The organism is Brevibacterium sp. UMB1308A (assembly GCF_030230605.1).
In the GTDB taxonomy this organism is placed as follows: Bacteria; Actinomycetota; Actinomycetes; order Actinomycetales; family Brevibacteriaceae; genus Brevibacterium.
On the sequence record NZ_JASPDO010000006.1, the window covers coordinates 15377 to 34153 of the forward strand.

Below are 18777 nucleotides of genomic sequence, written 5' to 3' on the forward strand. Positions count from 1 at the left end.
TCATATGCCAACTGTGTCAGTGCCTCGTGATGGAATGGCTACATGAAGGATTTTTTCAGCGTCCGCACCGCCACTGACGCAGTCGTCGACAGCCTGAACCGTGGCGACTCACTCGCTGTTCTGGGAGTTCCCGGGGCAGGCAAAAGTACTGTCATGAAGAACAGCTTCGCGCGTTTGGCTGCAAGCCGAAACGCCGACTCGGTGCTCGTGCTCACCCCAAACCGTGAACATGCGGACGTTTTGCGTGACGAATTGAAGTCTCCTGTTCGTTCATCTGCTACAGCGCGTTCAGTTCACTCATATGCGTTTGGAATCGTTGCCGCGCACACGGCGACTACGACGGGCGTCCCCGCACTGTTTGTTTCTGGTGCCGATCAAGACGTGCGTTTAGCTGAGCAACTTCAAGGGTATTTTGACTCCACGGTGGCAGGCCCTCAATGGACCAGGTCAATGACGCCTGAACTGGCACGCACAGACGTATTTCGCACTCAGCTGCGTGACTCTATTTCAGAAATCATGGGTCACGATTTCTCATATGACCACATTGTCGAGCTCGCGCACACTCATAACCGACCCGAATGGGAAGTTCTCTCATTCATTGGCCGTGAGTACGAGGAACTTCTCACCTTTTTAGGAGAAGGTGCCGTTGACACCTCGGCGGTGTTCACAAAAGCGAAGCACATCGTTGAAGAATCACGCGTTGTTCCGGGTAAAGCGTGGGACTTTGCGCCCGAGGTTCTACCCGCCTGGATACTGTGTGACAGCGTCCAAGACTTTCCGGACTCAGCCTTGGGATTCCTACATGCTCTGTATCAACGGGGTGTGTGTTTTGCCCTCACGTGTTCACCGGATTCCGCGACTCAGAGTTTCCGAGGTGGAAGCGGTGATGTTTTTGCGGGGCGTCACCAACTTGGGGTACACACGGACATTGCCCTCGATCCGCTCGATCCTCATATTCGGGGAGCCGGTGCAATCACCCACACGGTAGATTCGCTCATGCGTGACTCAGCCGATCCCGTTCACGCACTGGGCTATATGGCACCCAAGGGAAGCGCAGAAGGTTCTACTCAAGTGTTCAGCTGTGAGTGTTCATCTGGTTCAAATGCCGCCCGCATGATTGCGTCCATGATCTACGACCGTCACCAAGATGGCGTTCCATTTGCCGATATCGCGGTTGTGACACGTCGCGCTTCGTCAGCAGCTCAATTGAGTGACGAACTGGCCGCGTCTGGTATTCCTGTGCGTACGTCGGTTCGTGCCTTGGCGAGCGACCCTGCCACCATGCCACTTCTTCAGATTCTGAGTCTGCCCCCTGATTCCCCCGAATGGCCGAACGCTGCAACCGCGTGCGTGACTGGCGCCTACGGGGGACTCGATGCCCTCACACTCCGGTCGCTGCAACGTGAACTCACTCAACTGTCAGGCGTGGAAGGCTCGCTCGAAGCACTTATGGAGTGGGCATTAGAAACAGACACTGAGCTTCCAGCCGCAGTTGAGCGCGCAAAACGCATGGTGAAAGCGGCTCAGGAGTCCTCGCATGAGCTGGCACAGTACGCAGTGTGGGCGGTGTGGAACGCAGCCCAGGTCGCTGATGAGTGGCAAGAAAACGCGCTACGCAACCCGTCCGGACACCACTCGTCCTACCTCGACGCAGTGATACGTCTTCTGGCGTTGGCGGAAAAGCTCACTGAAGGCGCCACCAGTCAGGTGACAGGACGCGACTTCGCAATGAAGGTCATGTCGCAGAAGTTCGCACAGGACTCCTTAGCGCACACAGCGTTGAACGACATCGTGACTGTCACCACGCCTGCGGGTGTCGCGCACACCCACTTTGACACTGTGATCGTGACTGATTTGCAAGAAGGCGTGTGGCCCAACCCCACAGTGCGTGGAACCATTTTCAAGACTCCGCAACTCATGCGGGTGCTCAAAGATCCGGCATCGCAAGAGGAACTGTCTTCGGAGAACTTTTCACAGCAAGACTTCCTCGCCAGGCGGCGTGAAACTATTCGCGATGAAGGAAAGCTGTTTATCGCTGCCTTGAGCCGTGCACGTTCACGTGCTGTGGTGGTGGCAGTCAACGGGCACGGTGAGCTTCCCAGCCCTCTGTTCACAGCCGTGAAGGACATGCCGTGGACGTCCCAGTACTGGGTAGATGAGCCGGATATCCTTCCAAGCACGCTGTCTGAAATTGCTGGTTACGCCCGCTTACAGGTGAACCAAGCGCTGGAAAGCGCAGATGAGGATGCGGCGAAGCCCTGGGCGCAGTTGCTTCAGACACTGCGTTGTTCGGGTGTGAGCGCAGCCGACCCCAGCACGTGGTGGCTGAACCCCAGCTCTGAGCTTCCGGCAATGCCCACTGATGAACCGGTACGCATTTCGCCGTCGCAAGTAGAAACGTACGACCAGTGCCCCCTCAAGTGGTTCTTCAATCAGAACTCGTCACAGACTGTAGATACGTACCCGCAGGCGTTCGGTAATCTCATTCACGAAATCGCGCAGACCTACCCCGGTGGGGATCTTGCTGACATGCTGAATCACTTTGACGAAAAGTTCGAAGAGTTCACCTTTGAGTCTGAGTGGGAACGCCAGCGCGAATATGCTGACGGGCGCGCCACGGTTGAAAATCTGAGCGAGTATCTCAAGAACCGTGGGGATAAGACCTTTGTGGCCGCCGAGGTCGTCGTCAGGTCTGATCTCGATGTGCCGTTAGGGCCCGCCAGGGTCAGTGGCCGGATTGACCGTTTGGAAAAGACTTCGGACGGTGCTGCCTACATTGTCGACTTCAAGACAGGGAAAAACCTTCCTTCTAAACCAAGTGTTCAAGAGAACCCACAGCTTGCGACGTATCAGGTTGCGATCGAAACAGGCCAGGCCACTTTCATCGACGACGGCGAACTCATTGGAGGGATCACCAAATGTGCAGGCGGTGAACTGGTGTACCCCCGCAAGGCGGCCGGCCAGGGTAAAGCGCCTTCGAATGTGCGCGAGCAAGGTCCAATCAAGGACACCGAGGTGTATACAAAGACACTCGCGACCATCGAAAGCTTGGTTCGTTCAGCTCGTACGCACACGTTTACGGCAACTCCCTCAGATGACGCGTGTCGCACGTGTGCGTTTACTCAGTCCTGCCCAGCGTTTGCAATGGGTGAAAGTGAGGAATCATGAAATACAGTGCCAAGCACATCGCTGAACGCTTGGATTTGCCAGAACCCACGGATGAGCAGTGCGCCATCATTGAAGCTGACCTCACTCCAGGAATCACGATTGCCGGGGCTGGGTCAGGTAAAACCACGGTGGTGTCTCAGCGCGTGCTCTACTTGGTTGCCAACGGGCTCGTGGAGCCTCAACAAATTATTGGGCTGACATTTACAAATAAAGCGGCCGGTGAGATGAGCGATAAGATTTCATCTCACTTCGCCACATTCCGCAAAAAAGAGGGCATCACTTCGCCTAGTACCGAGATGCCTACCATTCAGACATACAACTCTTTTGCATCTGGTCTAGTAAGCGAGTACGGAGCCACGATTGGGGTTGAGCCCGATACGCAGGTTCTTGACGATGCCAGCGCGATTGAACTTGCAGATCAGATTGTTGCAACAGCTCACCCGGATTTCATCCCAGCAGGAAAATCACGTTCGAGCCTAGTGAAGGAACTCATTCAACTCGCAGGCCAAGCAAATGAACACCTGCGTACTCCTGAAGACATCATCGCGTACCTCAACACGTGCCTTTATGCGTTTCTCAACCGTGAGTTTATTGACGATTGCGTTGCGGCAATCAAACGGAAACGAACCATTGGCCCGCAGGAAAAAGAAGACCACATCAGTCTTTTGCAGGAGTTGACTGCGCCTTATCTCGACGCTCCGGGCAAGCTGTGGCCAGCAGATATCGCGGAACAGGTGTTCACCCACCTTGAGTCGCTGGAAATCTGTTCCCAGATCGCTGATGTGCGGAACAAAAAACGTCTCGCACACCTTCTGGACACGTTCGCAAGCGTCAAGAATCAAAATCGTGCCATGCAGTTCTCCGATCAAGTGTCATTCGCCTATCAAGCCATGATGGCGGACCCGAACATTGTCGAGAGCGAACGCGCTAAGTGGAAAGTGGTGTTCCTTGATGAGTATCAAGACACCTCTGACAGCCAGGTAAAAATGCTCAAGACGCTGTTCGCTGGTCTTCCCATCACCGCAGTGGGTGACCCACGTCAGTCAATTTATGCGTGGCGTGGAGCGTCTGAACTGAACATCGAAGGGTTCCCACACGATTTTGTGAGTCCGGGTCAGCGAGCTGCGTCGTTCACAATGACCACAAGTTTTCGAAACTCGCAGCGAGTACTGGCAATCGCCAACGCGATCGCAGGGCGACTCCCTGAAGACTCAGAGGACACGCGCCTTAAGCCCATCACCACGAATAATGAAGTGACCTCACCTCTAGGGGACGTCGAGGTGAGCGTGACACAAGGGAAAACCCACCCCACGTATGTGAGCGACCAACTTGAAAGCCTGGTCGAATGGATGCGGGGCCGCACGGGCCACCGGGCCGTTCTGGTTCGTAAGCGTATGCACTTCGCTCCCGTGGCTCAGGCCTTGACTGCGGCGGGCTTTGACGTGCAGGTTGTCGGTGACGCTGGTGGCATGGGTGATCCGTTTGTCGCCGATACTGTCGCTATTCTCAATGTCGCTACTGACCCACACGCGGTGGAACACCTGATGCGGTTGCTCACCGGCAGAGTCTGCTCACTAGGAGCACACGATCTCCGGGCGTTTAACACCATTGTTAAGAATGCCAACGCTGAAGCTTCCGCAACTCCACTCACAGCAGTTGAGTGCGTAGATAGCTTCGCCACGCGCGAGTATTCGGAACTGTCACAGCAGGCCAATGAGCGGTTGCGCAGTTTGGCGTTCAAACTCCGTGAAGTGCGTAAGAACCACGGGGGAGCCATCCATATGATTCGTACGATCATGCGTGTTTTTGATATGTCGTACGAACTTGCTTCACTGCCGCACGAACGAGCGGAATCTCACCGAGCAAACATCGATACATTCGTCTCAGCGGTATCCAGCTACGTCGCACGCAACCCTACTGTGAGCATGACGGCAGTCCTGGCCTGGCTTGAACTGGCCAACGAACACGACGCCATATCGCCTCCACCCGAATCACTCGATGAATCAGCAGTGACCATCATGACCGTGCACGCCTCAAAAGGTTTGGAGTTCGATGCAGTGGCACTCCCGTTCCTCACAATGGGAGATCTACCTACACAGCCACGGAATTACCAGGCATGGCTCACCCTAGGAGAGCTGCCCTATCCTTTGCGCGGCGATGCAACAAAACTTCCACACCTGGATTTGGCACAGGAACCACACGTATCAGTGTCCGAAATGAACAAGATGTCTAAACAAACTCAAGCAGACAAAGAGGACATCGAAGATTTCATCGACGCTGGGAACATTGACGAGAAGCAGCTCCCCATCAGAGACCAGATTGCGCTGTATCACCGACGCCAAGAAAGGCGCTTGGCATATGTGGCAGTCACACGCGCAAAAAAGCACCTGTGGTTAGGCGCGAGCTACTGGGGCCACCGCACAACGGCAAATCAACTTTCACCGTTTCTGCTAGAAGCAATCGGAGCGCTCAACGCTGCAGGAGCCAATATCGAGATCCCTGAGAGCGAACCTCATAAACCCGAAGGCTTACCTGTTGAAGTTCAATGGCCCCCAGTGATCTCCGAAGCTGAACAGAAGAAACAGAGCCGTACACGTGACTTTGTTCGTCAACAGGTGCCGTTGGACCTCAACAGTACTGTGAACATTGGCGATGAAGGTTTTCACCGAGTCGTCGCTCGCGTTCAGAAGATCATGCACGACGCGCGTCCACAACCACCTCGGGTTCCTCAACGCATGTCCACAACAGGCCTGGTGAAGTACCGTGCCGACGCAGAGGCATACATGCGTGAATTTCAACGGCCAATGCCGCAACAACCCAGTGAATACGCGGCACTGGGAACAGCGTTTCACGCGTGGGTTGAAAGTCACTTTGGGCAGTCGGCTCTCACCGACATTCACGAAGCTCAGATGCGAAAAGCCCTTCCGGCACATGTGCGCAAACGGTTTGATGAGTTGGTTGTCACATTTGAACGATCCGCATACGCCAACCGAGTGCCTCACGCCGTTGAATTGCCATTTGAGTTAGAACTGGGCGGAAGGAAGGTGCCTGGCAAGATCGACGCTGTTTTCAAGGATGGTGACCGCGTCACGGTCGTGGACTGGAAGACGGGCAGGAAGCCATCGGCAGACATTCTGGACACCATGGCCACCCAGCTCGCTATCTATGTTCATGCGGTGCAGAAACTGCCGGAATACGCTGACTGTGAAGTGGGGGCAGAGTTCTACTTTGTGGGAAGTGACGAAACTTTCACACCAGACACGTTGCCCACTCTCGACATCGCAGGAATCCTTGACGACGCGCCTTAAGCACGCGCGCCTGAAACACTGGAGAACAGTTACGTGTCGATCCGGTTGGTGGGGATAGAGTCCTCGTCATCCGGGTCGAGCGCGGAGTCTTTGGTAGGGATATCGGTGGTGGCAATGTTCTCGGCACTGTCTTCGGTGCCACTGACAGCGACACCGGCACTTGCGGGACGGAACTTGTCTTCCTCAATGGGTCGGCGGGAAACCTCGTCAGGGGCAACGACCTCGGCGAAATTACGCAACATTTCAGCCGCCTCATCCACGCTGTGCTTGTCACCACTGTCAACCGCGGTGAGCAAGAGCTCTACCATGACAAACTCGTTCATCAAGTCAATGCGCTGACGCAGCCCCGGGTCATCAACCTCACGGTGTGTGGCGTAGTGTTCGAGGAACTCCTCAAAACTGTTCGGCGATAGCAGAGCGCTTGCGGCGGCTAAGTCGACGGCTGGGTCGCCCACGCGAAGCCGGTGAATATCAGTGAGCGCGACAATGTGCTCACCGTCGCACCGCAGCGCGTCAACATCGATCGCGTCGTGGATAGGGGCGGGAAGGAAGTGCCACGCCGAGGCGGTTTCCAGCACCCGCTCCCACCTTTCCAAAAGCGGGGTAGGAACCTTGCGGGTGCCTGCCGCACGGTCAAGGTTGTCCAAAAGCTGTTCGCGCGTTTCCTGGGGTTCTTGCGCCACCAGCCCTGAATCCGCAACCGCGCCCGCATCGCAACTGTGCAAAATGGCCAGGGTGCGCGCGAGTGACTCGATGAGTGAGGGCTGTTCTGCAAAATCCTGGGTTGAAACGGGAACACCTGGGAGTGGGTCTGCGACCACTAGGGTGCTACGGGCATCAGTGAGCTCACCTTTTGCAAATGCCTGCGAAGCGACCGTGCGAGGAACCGTAAAAGGGGCGTCTTTGGGCAGAACTGAGCGCAAAACTGCCGATGCGACATCGCTGGCACCTGCGTCAACCGCCTGTTTCTCGTTCCACAGCGAGACCGTGTATGAAGTGTCACCTTGCGACATCAGCAATCGGAGGCCACGGGGGTCGTCCAAGGGCATCCACTTGTCAGGTGTGAACTGCTCGAGGATCGAATGGGCCGCTGCGATCATGCGAAGGTATACCGTATCCACTCTTCCAATGTACCCGCACCTGCAAACGATCACGCTGTGGAGAAAAGGTGTGTCAGACCCTTTCGCTAGGGTTGATCACAACGGACGCTGACGCGTGGATAAGGAACTTCCTGAAAGGGGCGCACCATGAAGAACTCGTACACGATCACACCAGCGAGTCTTGCGCGCTCAGACGTGTGGCGGAACCACCGTGCGCGTGGTTCAGACGGCTCCCTGACCGAGGTGCTGGCCCGGTCTGGTACGCGCATTGTGTGCTCCCACCATGGCTATCTGCTGGTGTCCTCAGGTGGCCTTCACCGGTTTTCGGTGTCTGATGTCGAGAAGCTCGCGATGACCGGGACCCGCATCTACTTGGGTGAAACAGATGCCGGTGACGTTGTTGGGATTGACATTGACGACGAAACTAAAGCGCGCATCGACAACCATGTGAACCGGCCGGGAGCATCAGCCGAGGACTACCTCGACGCGCCAGCCCAGAGCATCCACGTGAGCGATCCTGTGTGGTTTGACTTACGGACCATCGCTTTAGACCTTTCAGTCACAGATACCGGACTGGCCACAGCCCTTGTCGCGGTAGGCAATTGGCACCGCACCCACACTCACTCACCGCGCAATGGGAAGCCCACAACGGCCTCGGCGGGGGGATGGGTGCGCACCGACACCAGCACGGGCAGCGAACACTTCCCCCGGACCGACCCTGCCGTCATCATGGCGGTCATTCATACAGACCCTGACGGTACTGAACGTATTTTGCTGGGGAACAACGTCATGTGGCCGCAGGGGCGGTACTCTCTGCTGGCAGGATTCGTCGAACCAGGTGAAACGCTCGAAGCTGCGGTGGTACGCGAAGTCCGCGAAGAAGCTGGCGTGATTTGTGAAGATCCGCAGTACGTTGGTTCGCAGCCGTGGCCGTTTCCGTGTTCGCTCATGTTGGGGTTCTTTGCTCGGGCCCAGTCACGGGAGGCGTGCGCTGACTTTGATGAAATGCGGACGGTTCGTTGGTTTACGCGAAGCGAGCTTGAGCAAGAGATCGAGGCAGGCACCGTTTCTATTCCTGGACAGGTATCGATTGCGGGGCAGATGCTGGACAGGTGGATGAGTGCGTGAACGAACTACTCGATAACCTCGACCCCGAACAGCGTGAAGTCGTCACCCACGAAGGTGGCCCACTCGTTGTGCTCGCGGGAGCTGGAACAGGTAAGACGCGCGCCATCACCCATAGGATCGCTTACGGAGCACACACTGGACACCTCCCTTCTCACCATGTGCTCGCTCTGACCTTCACCGCGAAGGCGGCAGGGGAGATGCGTTCCCGGCTTCGCGGACTGGGTGTTCCTCAGGTTCAAGCGCGCACATTTCACTCCGCTGCTTTGAGGCAGTTGAGATACTTCTGGAAAGACTTTGCGCAAGGCCCGTTTCCGGAACTCATGGACGGCAAGCACCGTCCGTTGGGTCGAATCCTGTCAGGGCTAGGCATTGAACCGGAACGCGAAACCATTCGCGATATCTCAGCGGAGCTGGAATACGCTGCAGTGAATCTTGTCGGGATCGACGACTATCCGCAGTTTGCGCAGTCCCGTGAACTACCACCCGGGATTGATACCACTGCCATGGTTGAGATCATGCGCGCCTACGCAGAGTACAAGACCACTAACCGGCTCATTGATTACCAGGATGTGCTGTTGATCCTGTCCGGAGTCATGGCCAGCACACCCCACATCGCAGCCCAAATTCACCAACAGTACCGGCACTTCGTTGTGGACGAATTCCAAGACGTTTCACCTATCCAGTACGAACTGCTGAAGAACTGGTTGGGCCAGCGCGACAGCTTGTGTGTCGTGGGGGATCCGGCTCAGACCATTTACACGTTCGCTGGAGCTCGGGACAGCTACCTCATGAACTTAGGCAACGTGTTGCCTCAAGCCAGAACGATTTCGCTTGTACGTAATTACCGGTCAACGCCACCCATCGTTGAAGCAGCAAACCGGGTGCTTGCCCACACCGGACGAAACCGGATGGTTTTGCAACCTCAGAGAACCGGGGGAGTGCCGCCCTCGTTCCATGAGTACCCTGATGACGCGTCAGAGGCAGCCGGGGTGGCTCAACGTATTGCGGCTCAGATCAGCAGCGGTGTGCCTGCAAGCGACATTGCGATTCTTTTTCGGACCAACGGGCAAAGTCCCGCTTTTGAACACGCGCTCGATGAGCACGGCATCCACTATCTGGTGCGTGGCGGAGAACAGTTCTTTGCACGCCCGGAAGTTCGACAGGCTGGCGCGCTCTTACGCGCCAACATGTCACAAGGAAAGACAGGAAAACTCGATACGGTCGTGTCGGATCTGTTGACGACTCTGGGGTGGCAAGAAGTGGGTCCGCGCGTCCACGGGGCTGTGCGAGCGCGCTGGGAATCCCTCAACGCCCTGGTGAACCTCGCAGCTGACATGCAACAGGAAAGCGAACTTCCGGTACCGCTCAGTGAGTTTGTCGCTGAACTTGAACAACGAGCAGAAGCCCAACATGCGCCAAGCGTTCAGGGAGTGACCTTGGCGAGCGTACACGCCGCTAAAGGCCTGGAGTGGCCACACGTGTATCTGGTGGGAATGTCAGAAGGGCTCATGCCCATTTCATATGCGTCAACACCTCTGGAAATCGCTGAAGAACGGCGACTGTTTTACGTTGCGGTGACGCGGGCACAAGATTCGCTGACCGTGAGCTGGTCACAAGCACGCCAAGCGAGTTCGCAGTCAACCCGGAAACCCTCGCGGTTCATCAGCGAAATGCGTGGACATACTCCCACCCACCGCGAACGTCGGGGACACACTCGCAGATCGTCAGCGCGCACATGTGGGTGTGGAAATCCACTTGTCAGTGCGCAAGAACGTCGCGACAAGGTATGCCACGAATGTAGCCAGGCAGTCGACGAAAACCTGGTGAACACGTTAAAAGAATGGCGTACACAGACCGCGCGTGAACTCAGCGTCCCCGCTTATATGGTGCTCACCACGGCGACTTTACTGGCGATCGCGCAAGCGCGTCCGCACACGCTTGATGATCTGGGACAGATTTCGGGGATTGGTCCGGTGAAGCTGGGGCAGTTTGGTCAAGACATACTTGAGGTCGTGAGGTCTTCAAGCACTTGAGCCATACGGCAGTCACACGCGGTATGGAATTGCGCCACCTCGGAAGTCGTTTCGCCGGCGAGCCCTACCCGGTGGGTTTGCGGGACGGTGAAATCTTCCAGCACGTGCTCGCGAAGCACACGCGCACAGGTGACGAGTGACGACCACGCAAGCAAGGGGTCTACGCGCTGGGCTGAAGGTGCTTGTTCGCGTATGCCTCGCCACCCAGTCATCCATTCGTCATCGACATCGATCACATAGTGGGTCAGACAGGCAAGACACGGAGTGAGACTGGGGCGAACCACATGGGTGACAGTGGCCTGTGCCTGTTGCACGCACACGCTGACATGCTGCGTCCCAGAATCCTGCAGGGAACGGGCGCCCATGAGATCGGGAACCCACACTGAAGTGACAACGACGATCGCACCATCTCTGATTGTCGCCTGAAGAACGGACATGGCAGACGTGACGCTAAACCCACACGCTGAAAGCAGTTTGGCAAGCTCAGGTGCAAGAGGCCCCACGCACACGACTCTCTGGTTCTTCAGCGCCACAAGTAACTCACTGGGGTTCGCCCCGCGCGAATGTGCCACTGCGTCAACCTGGTGAGTCACCGGCGTGGTGTGTAACTGTACGCGGGGAACCAAAGCCTGCGACTCTTCCAACAAACTCAGCAGTGAGGCTGTGCGCTCATGTGTGAGACCTAGCTGCGACGCTTTATCGGCTAGAACTTCAGGCGATATCCCCATCTTGATGAGCTCGATCAGCTCGCGGTCGGCCACACTCAAACCATCGATAAGAACCGGGTCGTCAATTCCGATTTGTAAACACGAGGACGAACGCCACACCAGTGGCACCGATCTGTTGAACATCAGCATTCGTCTCACCTCCTCTTTTAGCGTAGGAAGACGCACGCTCGAAAAGAAGAGGGCCAAGAAAAATGTGGATAACCTGTTGATATTTCGCGTAAACACGCGAACGAGGAGACGTTCTAACTGGGTTATCCACAGGGAAATACCCAGATGAACAGTCTCCTCGTTCGTGGAGTCTCGCAGCCGCGCGCGGACTTCATAGACCTTCCCCTTGCCATGAAGTCCGGGTTTTCCGCGAGTCTGAGATAAAAACTTAGACCTTTATGACTCCGTGATCAATTTCGTTATCCACAGATGATGTGGAATGTTCGGGTTCTGTTGTGTACGTATGTGCGTAATCTGTGGACAACAGTGTGCGTAACGACAGAAAAATGTGCCTTTCCACGTGGGTCTCACCAACCTAAATCCCCGGTAAGTGGCCTAAAAGCCTGGCTTCCATCCATGTTCCACACGTTGCAAACCATGTGGATGAAAAAACTTTTTGTGCAACGGCGTGTTGAATGTCATCTGATACAACTGATTGCTATGGGGAACAGCTTCACTGCACAAGACGTAGCTCGCATGCTCGAAACTGGCGAACTGAATATCAAGCACTCAGCACGCCGAAAAAAGACCGTGACACTCAAGCGAAGTGGTGGTCGGTGGGAACTAGCTGCCCCCGTACATTACGACCCTCGGAACGACCTCGGGCAGATCGCTCAGTTGCTCACTCGGGTGAGCGCCAAAAGCGGTCGCGAATCTTCAGACGAGGACCTTCTGTCCCGCGCCCGCGAACTTAACACCACGTACTTCAACGACGGAATTGAACCGGAGTCGGTGAAGTGGGTCGAAAATCAGAACTCCCGCTGGGCTTCCTGTTCCACGGTCACGCATAGCATTCGCGTGTCCCATCGCCTCCAAGCCGTGCCCGAGTGGGTGCTTGACGCGGTGCTCATCCACGAACTTGCGCATTTACGTGAAAGCGACCACGGGCCACGCTTCCGTGAACTTACAGACCGGTATGCGCGGTCCCGTGACGCTGATATCTTCCTCGAAGGTTTCAGCCGAGGTATTGATTACGGGTCGAACGAATAAGGCCAGGCAGGCGTTGGGGCAGATCGTCAACGACCGTATCTGGTAGTTCATCAACCGGGAACCACTTCACATCGAGTGACTCGTCTGAAACGTGCGTGTGCGCATCAGGGCTGAGAATCGCCCCGTACACCACATCGTGATGCGTAGCGCACTTTCCGAACGCTCCAGGCAAGTCATGGGAGTGCACGTCAATGGGGTGCGCAGAGAGCCAGAGGAAATCCTGCACACCGGATTCTTCGCGTGCTTCGCGAAGAGCCGCCTCCCGCACAGTCGCGTCATCCGGTTCCACATGCCCACCGAACTGCACCCAAAACCGTCCCTTCGCGTGATGCGTCAGGAGCACATGGGTGAAGTCGGGGGAGAAGACCACGCAGCTAGCAGTCACGTGAGCAGGGCCCCCGGAGCGGTCCAGCGGGCGGGGGTTGCTGGACACAAATTCGGTGACGGAAAGCGCCGAGGTTGTTGCCACCTCGGCGAGGGCGCGCACCGTGTGCGCGGCGCGAGGGTCAGCTGTCACGACTCTTCTTCAAGGAGGCGGCGCAGAGCTTCGTCCATGTCGTCCTCCGTTTGGGCCTGTTCTGTGTGGCGTTCAGAGTAGCCCAAGGGGTCGTCGAGGTCAGCGGTGGTGGGCAGCGCGTCGGGGTGAGAGAACACCGCGTCCCGTGCCTGTGCGCCTTCCGAGGATTCCAGGTAGGTGAAAAGTGCGGCCGCGTCTCGCAGACGAGTAGGCGTGAGATCCAAGCCGATCAGTTGGCTCAGAGCGTCTTCCGAATCGGACGTCATCGTGGTGCGGCGCCGGAGTGCTTCACGGATTTCGTCGCGCTGTTCCAGGGGTTCGCACGCGTTGTACGCCACGACGTCAGCCCACCCAGCGACTGTGGATACGATTCGGGTGAGCGACTCTTTTGCCTGCTCGCCTTCTTCGGTGGACACCGGTTTGAACATTCCGTTGCGCAGCTCTTCAGTTGCCGCTTGGAGGTTCTGGGGGTCGATATTGCCCATCATGTCGTGAATGCTGGAAGAGTCGACTTCGACATTCGAAGCGTACTTGGCAAACGCGGTCCTGATGTGACCAGCCAACCACGGAGTCGAAGCGAACAGGGCACGCTTGGCCAACTCAACACAGGCCACGAAAATGCGCAGCTGCGTGTGGTCCAGATCCAGTTCAGCTGACGCTCCGGCAATGTTGGATTCGATCAGCGCGGGCGCGTCAAGAATTGGGAGGTTGTAGTCCGTTCCGGTGAGGACGCTTCCAGACAGAGTTCCCAGCGCTTCGCCGATCTGTGCCCCGAAAAGTGATGCAGACATGTTTGTCATCATCGACGACATTGACGACATGAACGGGCGCATTTCTTCAGGAATCTGATCGGACAGCGAGTCGGTGAACGTGTGCGACATATTGGCCTGAATGGGCTGCGCGAGCTCGACCCAACCGTCAACAGAACCCGTTGCCCAAGCTTTACGTGTCAAACTCTGAGGCTCGTTCGTTGTGGTGAATTCGGTGACCCGTTCAAGCCACAGTTCAGCCAAACGGAAGGCATCGTGAGTGGCGCGCGAAACCTCGTCTGTCACGCTGGGGTCCGGGGTGGGAACTTTGCTGGCAGCAGTCTGACGCGCCACATCACCGGCGCTTCCTGACTGTCCCATGAGTCCCTGGATCTGACCGAGGAAGGACGACAGCATGTTTCCGTCGATCGGGATTCCCCCTGCAGGGAACTGTCCCTGGGCACCTCCCTGAGCACCTCCGAGGCCAAAAAGCATGCCAAACAGGTTGTTCAGTGGGTCGTCGCCCGGTGAATCTTTGTCGCGATCCTTGTCGCTCATCGTTTCTCCCTTAGTTTGCTTGTCTAAAAGCGTAACGATCTAAATTGAAAAAGCCTTCCACGTGGAACCCGCGTCTGAGTGTTTTTCGTTCTGAGCGAACGTGGTGAGGGGAGGCATCTTTCGATGTCGGGAGTTATGTGTGTATCGGCTAGACTAGTTGTGCTTTAAAGAAAGGACCGTCGCGTGACAACGAGTGCCCAGGCTAATACGCCTAAAAAGCGACTCCACGTGACAACTATCTCCACTCTCGTTACATACGCGCTCGTCATCATCGGGGCAATCATCCCTGTTCCGTACATGGTTGAAATGCCCGGCCCTGTTTTTAACACGTTGGGTAAGCATGAAGGGGCCGAGGTGGTGACCATCTCGGGAGCGAAAACCTACCCCACCTCGGGAACCTTAGATATGCTCACCGTCGCCGTGGCCGGAGGGCCCGGCCGGAAGGTGTACCCTTCGCAGGCCTTCTGGTCGGTCGTCAAAAAGCAGGACACTGTCGTGCCCAGTGAGGCGTACTACCCGCTGACTACCACGCGTGACCAGGTCACGCAGGAAAACAACGCGCAAATGGCCACGTCGCAAGACTTTGCGGTGGCGGCCGCTCTGAACCACCTCGGCAAGAAATACGAAACGCGCTTAGGCATTGGAAGCGTGGCGGCAGGCGCGGCCGTTGAAGGAGTCGTGGAGCCAGGTGACATCATCACCAAGCTCAACGGCGAGAAAATCAACGGGAGTGCGGAAGACATTGCCCGCGTACAGGACACTGTTGCTAAGGGTGACCCGGTTGAACTGGATATCGAGCGCGACGGCAAGAAGCTACACGAAAAGATCACGCCTAAGGGCACGGCTGACGGTCCCAAGCTGGGTGTTGTTCTGGCTCCCACGTACGACTTTCCCATTGACGTGAAATTCAACCTGGAAGATGTGGGTGGGCCCAGTGCCGGATTGGTGTTTGCACTCACCATTATTGACAAGCTGGAGCCGGGTGACATGACCGGTGGGAAGCGGATAGCGGGCACCGGTCAGATCGCAGAAGACGGGACGGTGAGTCCCATTGGTGGCGCTCGGCAAAAAGTCGTGGCAGCCAACGAGGCAGGAGTCGAGTATTTTTTGAGTCCAGCCGGAAACTGCGCTGAAGCAGCTCAGGCCGCAAAAGGACTCGACATGAAAGTGGTTCGCGTCGACACCTTGGACACGGCAGTCAACGCAATCGACGCAATGACAAACGATGACATCGGCACAGTCACTCTGTGCTCTGGTTAGCGAGGAGAACGGTTGAGTACACCAAGCCAAAAAACGAAGAAGCCTTCACCGCTTTTGCTCACTCTTGGAGCAGTAGCTGTACTTCTGGTTTTGTTCGTGGTGTTCGCGCAAGTTTTCACGGAAGCCTTGTGGTTCCAACAACTTGGATTCCTGCAGGTCTTCACCACGGAGTGGATCGCTAAGATCATTCTCTTTTTTGTTGGTGTGATCATCATGGGAGGAGCCATTTGGTTCCCGTTGATGCTCGCGCATAAGAAGCGCCCGGTGTACGCCCCAACGTCTCCGCGCCAAGAAAACCTCGACCGGTACCGTGAAGCGATTGAGCCCTTGCGTCGCGTTGTCACCCTTGTTGTTCCAGCCGTTATTGGTGTCATGGGTGGAATCGCGTTGTCAGCTGCATGGCAACAAGCCCTTCTTTTTGTCAACGCGAGTGAGTTTGGACAGAAAGATCCTCAGTTCAACATGGATCTGGGCTTCTACATGTTCCACTTCCCGTTGCTCCGCACGGTCGCAGACTACGTTGCCATGGCATTGTTGCTGTCCCTCATCGCGGCCGTTATCGCGCACTACCTCATGGGAGGTATCCGCCCAGGCGATGACTCCAAACTGACCGTGTCGAAAACAGCGCGCTACCACCTCGCGATTTCAGCTGGTCTGCTCATCCTGGTGCAGGGTGTTCGCATGTTCCTCCAGCGGTACTCTGTCCTGACGTCGACGGGCGGTCTGATGACGGGTGCGTCGTACAAAGACGTGAACATTACGCTTCCTGCGATGTTGATCGTAGCGATCGCAGCTGTCGTGGTTGCGCTGATCATGGCGGCTAACGCGTTCCGTAACGTGTGGAAACTGTCGATCGTGTCTGTTCTGATGTTGTTGATTCTGGGCGCGGTGTCGATCATTGCGCTTCCCGCAACGGTGCAGCAGTTGCAGGTGCAACCGTCAGAACAGAGCTTGGAAAAGGAATACCTTCAGCGCAACATTGATGCCACGCGTCACGCGTATGGAATTGACGATGTTGAAGTCATTCCGTACACGCCTTCAACGGACGGTAAATCGGGTGCCTTGCGTAAGGACGCTCAAACAGCGGCATCGATTCGCCTGCTGGATCCGAACCTTGTGTCGGATACTTTTCGTCAGATCCAGCAGCAACGCCCGTTCTATTCGTTCCCGGAACAGCTCGACGTTGATCGCTACAGCATTAACGATGAAATGCAGGACACGGTGATCGCGGTCCGCGAACTCAACCCCGCATCACAAGCCGATTCGTCGTGGCTGAATCAGGCCGTTGTCTATACACACGGCTTTGGTGTGGTTGCCGCATATGGTAACCGTCAAGGTGGCGATGGACAGCCCGCGTTCTTGGAAGCGAACATTCCACCTACCGGTGAGCTGGGGGAGTACGAGCCACGTATTTACTTTGGTGAGCGGTCACCTCGGTACTCAATTGTGGGTGCCCCTGAAGGTGCAGATCCACGCGAAATTGACTACCCCGCCGACAACGAAGACGGTGGTGCCCAGGTGTACAACACCTTCAAGGGTGACGGCGGGCCCAGCGTGGGCAACTTCTTTAACCGTTTGCTGTTTGCCATTAAGTTCCAAGACGAACAGATTGTTCTGTCGGATGCGCTGAACTCAGAGTCACAGATTCTGTTTAACCGCTCGCCTCGTGAGCGTGCGCAGAAGGCTGCGCCATTCTTGCAGATCGACGGTGATCCGTATCCCGCGGTGGTTGACGGCCGTGTGCAGTGGATTATGGATGGGTACACCACGTCGAAGGAATACCCATATTCCACGCCGCAGGTTCTTGAGGACGCTACGCAGGACTCGAACACGCAGCGTTCAGGCACTACGGCGGCCCTGCCTCCCCAGCAGGTGAACTATATTCGTAACTCGGTCAAGGTCACTGTTGACGCGTATGACGGATCAGTCAACCTGTACAAGTGGGATGATGACGATCCTGTGCTTAAAACATGGTCCAAGATCTTCCCTGGCATGGTGAAGCCCATGTCAGAGATGAGCGGGGATCTCATGAGCCACGTGCGGTACCCAGAAGACCTGTTTAAGGTGCAGCGTTCCTTGCTGACGCGTTACCACGTGGATGATTCGAACTCGTTCTACACGGGGCAGGACTTCTGGACAACCCCGACCGACCCTACGGTGAATCAAGAGTCGCGTCTGATGCAGCCGCCGTTCTACTTGACGTTGCAGATGCCGAATCAGGAGTCGCCAGCGTTCTCGCTGACGTCGTCGTTCATTCCGCGACCCACTGAAGGTCAGACGCGTAACAACTTGACTGGCTTCTTAGCGGCCAATGCGGACGCAGGTGGCGAGAAGGGTGTTAAGAACGAAGACTATGGAAAGTTGCGTCTGCTTCAACTTCCGCGTAACACGACGTTCCCTGGTCCGGGACAGGCGCAGAACAACTTCAACACTGAACCCAATGTGCAGTCGAGCTTGAACCTGCTGCGTCAGGGTGAGTCGAAGGTGCAGAACGGTAACTTGCTGACGCTGCCCGTTGCTGGTGGTCTATTGTACATCCAGCCGGTGTATGTGCGTTCGGCTGGTGAAACTTCGTACCCTGTGCTTCAGCGTGTGCTTGTGGCGTTCGGTGAGCAGATTGGATTCGCGCCGACTCTTGACGAAGCGCTTGACCAGGTATTCGGGGGAGACTCCGGTGCGCGTGCCGGTGACGCTGACTCTTCTGGTGAAGCCAGCGAAGGCGAGAAGGGCGGTGCCGACGCCGGCGAAGAGAAGGGCAAGCCTGCGCGTGAACCTAATCTTCAGAAAGCGCTTGAAGACGCTCGTAACGCCATGAAGGAATCTGATGATGCGCTGAAGGATGGCGACTGGAACAAGTACGGTGAAGCCCAGGAGCGCCTACGTAAGGCACTCGACGAAGCAGGAAAGCTCCAGGACCAACAGTCCGGTGGTGGTCAGGGTAACCAGGGTGGCGAAGGCCAGGGCGATGGCCAGGGTGGCGAAGGCCAGGACGGCTAGAACTGGCAGCGTGTTCGTCAACCGGTGATGAACC

Annotated in this window: 11 protein-coding genes; 7 read left to right on the top strand and 4 right to left on the bottom strand. The window is 56.4% G+C overall.

Annotation, left to right across the window (positions count from 1 at the left end; translation table 11 throughout):
• Positions 1-42: 42 nt before the first annotated feature.
• Together QP868_RS04455 and QP868_RS04460 are read left to right on the top strand one after the other, a co-directional pair.
• A complete protein-coding gene (locus QP868_RS04455; RefSeq protein ID WP_284925415.1) occupies positions 43-3168 on the top strand; it encodes a PD-(D/E)XK nuclease family protein in 3126 nt (1041 codons plus the stop codon).
• Positions 3165-6476, top strand: a complete 3312-nt coding sequence (locus tag QP868_RS04460; RefSeq protein ID WP_284925416.1) for an ATP-dependent helicase — start codon at positions 3165-3167, stop codon at positions 6474-6476. The genes QP868_RS04455 and QP868_RS04460 overlap by 4 nt, the downstream gene beginning before the upstream one ends.
• Before the next feature lie 29 nt (positions 6477-6505).
• On the opposite strand, the gene QP868_RS04465 is transcribed toward QP868_RS04460, so the two are convergent.
• Complete coding sequence (locus QP868_RS04465; protein WP_284925417.1) at positions 6506-7597, bottom strand: phosphotransferase; 1092 nt, start codon at positions 7595-7597, stop codon at positions 6506-6508.
• Between the two features lie 126 nt (positions 7598-7723).
• Here QP868_RS04465 and nudC point away from each other — a divergent pair, with 126 nt between their 5' ends.
• Both nudC and QP868_RS04475 read left to right on the top strand, forming a co-directional pair.
• Entirely contained in the window at positions 7724-8704 is a 981-nt protein-coding gene (gene nudC, locus QP868_RS04470) for an NAD(+) diphosphatase (RefSeq protein WP_284925418.1), read from the top strand.
• Positions 8701-10737, top strand: a complete 2037-nt coding sequence (locus QP868_RS04475; protein WP_284925419.1) for an ATP-dependent DNA helicase UvrD2 — start codon at positions 8701-8703, stop codon at positions 10735-10737. Before nudC ends, QP868_RS04475 begins: the two co-directional genes overlap by 4 nt.
• Here QP868_RS04475 and QP868_RS04480 read toward each other — a convergent pair.
• The gene (locus QP868_RS04480) at positions 10698-11594 is read right to left on the bottom strand and encodes a hypothetical protein (RefSeq protein WP_284925420.1); all 897 of its coding nucleotides are present in this window, start codon (positions 11592-11594) and stop codon (positions 10698-10700) included. The genes QP868_RS04475 and QP868_RS04480 overlap by 40 nt on opposite strands.
• Positions 11595-12113: 519 nt before the next feature.
• On the opposite strand from QP868_RS04480, the gene QP868_RS04485 reads away from it, so the two are divergent.
• Positions 12114-12662 carry a M48 family metallopeptidase gene (locus QP868_RS04485; protein WP_284925421.1) on the top strand — a complete coding sequence of 183 codons (549 nt, stop codon included), beginning with the start codon at positions 12114-12116 and terminating at the stop codon, positions 12660-12662.
• Here QP868_RS04485 and QP868_RS04490 read toward each other — a convergent pair.
• Together QP868_RS04490 and QP868_RS04495 are read right to left on the bottom strand one after the other, a co-directional pair.
• Positions 12628-13179 (bottom strand): NUDIX hydrolase, encoded by a 552-nt coding sequence (locus QP868_RS04490; protein WP_284925422.1) that lies wholly within the window; start codon positions 13177-13179, stop codon positions 12628-12630. The two genes, QP868_RS04485 and QP868_RS04490, sit on opposite strands and share 35 nt — an antisense overlap.
• Complete coding sequence (locus QP868_RS04495; RefSeq protein ID WP_284925423.1) at positions 13176-14486, bottom strand: zinc-dependent metalloprotease; 1311 nt, start codon at positions 14484-14486, stop codon at positions 13176-13178. The genes QP868_RS04490 and QP868_RS04495 overlap by 4 nt, the downstream gene beginning before the upstream one ends.
• Before the next feature lie 228 nt (positions 14487-14714).
• Here QP868_RS04495 and QP868_RS04500 point away from each other — a divergent pair, with 228 nt between their 5' ends.
• Both QP868_RS04500 and QP868_RS04505 read left to right on the top strand, forming a co-directional pair.
• Positions 14715-15746 carry a YlbL family protein gene (locus QP868_RS04500; RefSeq protein ID WP_284925424.1) on the top strand — a complete coding sequence of 344 codons (1032 nt, stop codon included), beginning with the start codon at positions 14715-14717 and terminating at the stop codon, positions 15744-15746.
• A 12-nt stretch (positions 15747-15758) separates the two neighbouring features.
• Complete coding sequence (locus QP868_RS04505; RefSeq protein WP_284925425.1) at positions 15759-18743, top strand: UPF0182 family membrane protein; 2985 nt, start codon at positions 15759-15761, stop codon at positions 18741-18743.
• Positions 18744-18777 lie beyond the last annotated feature (34 nt).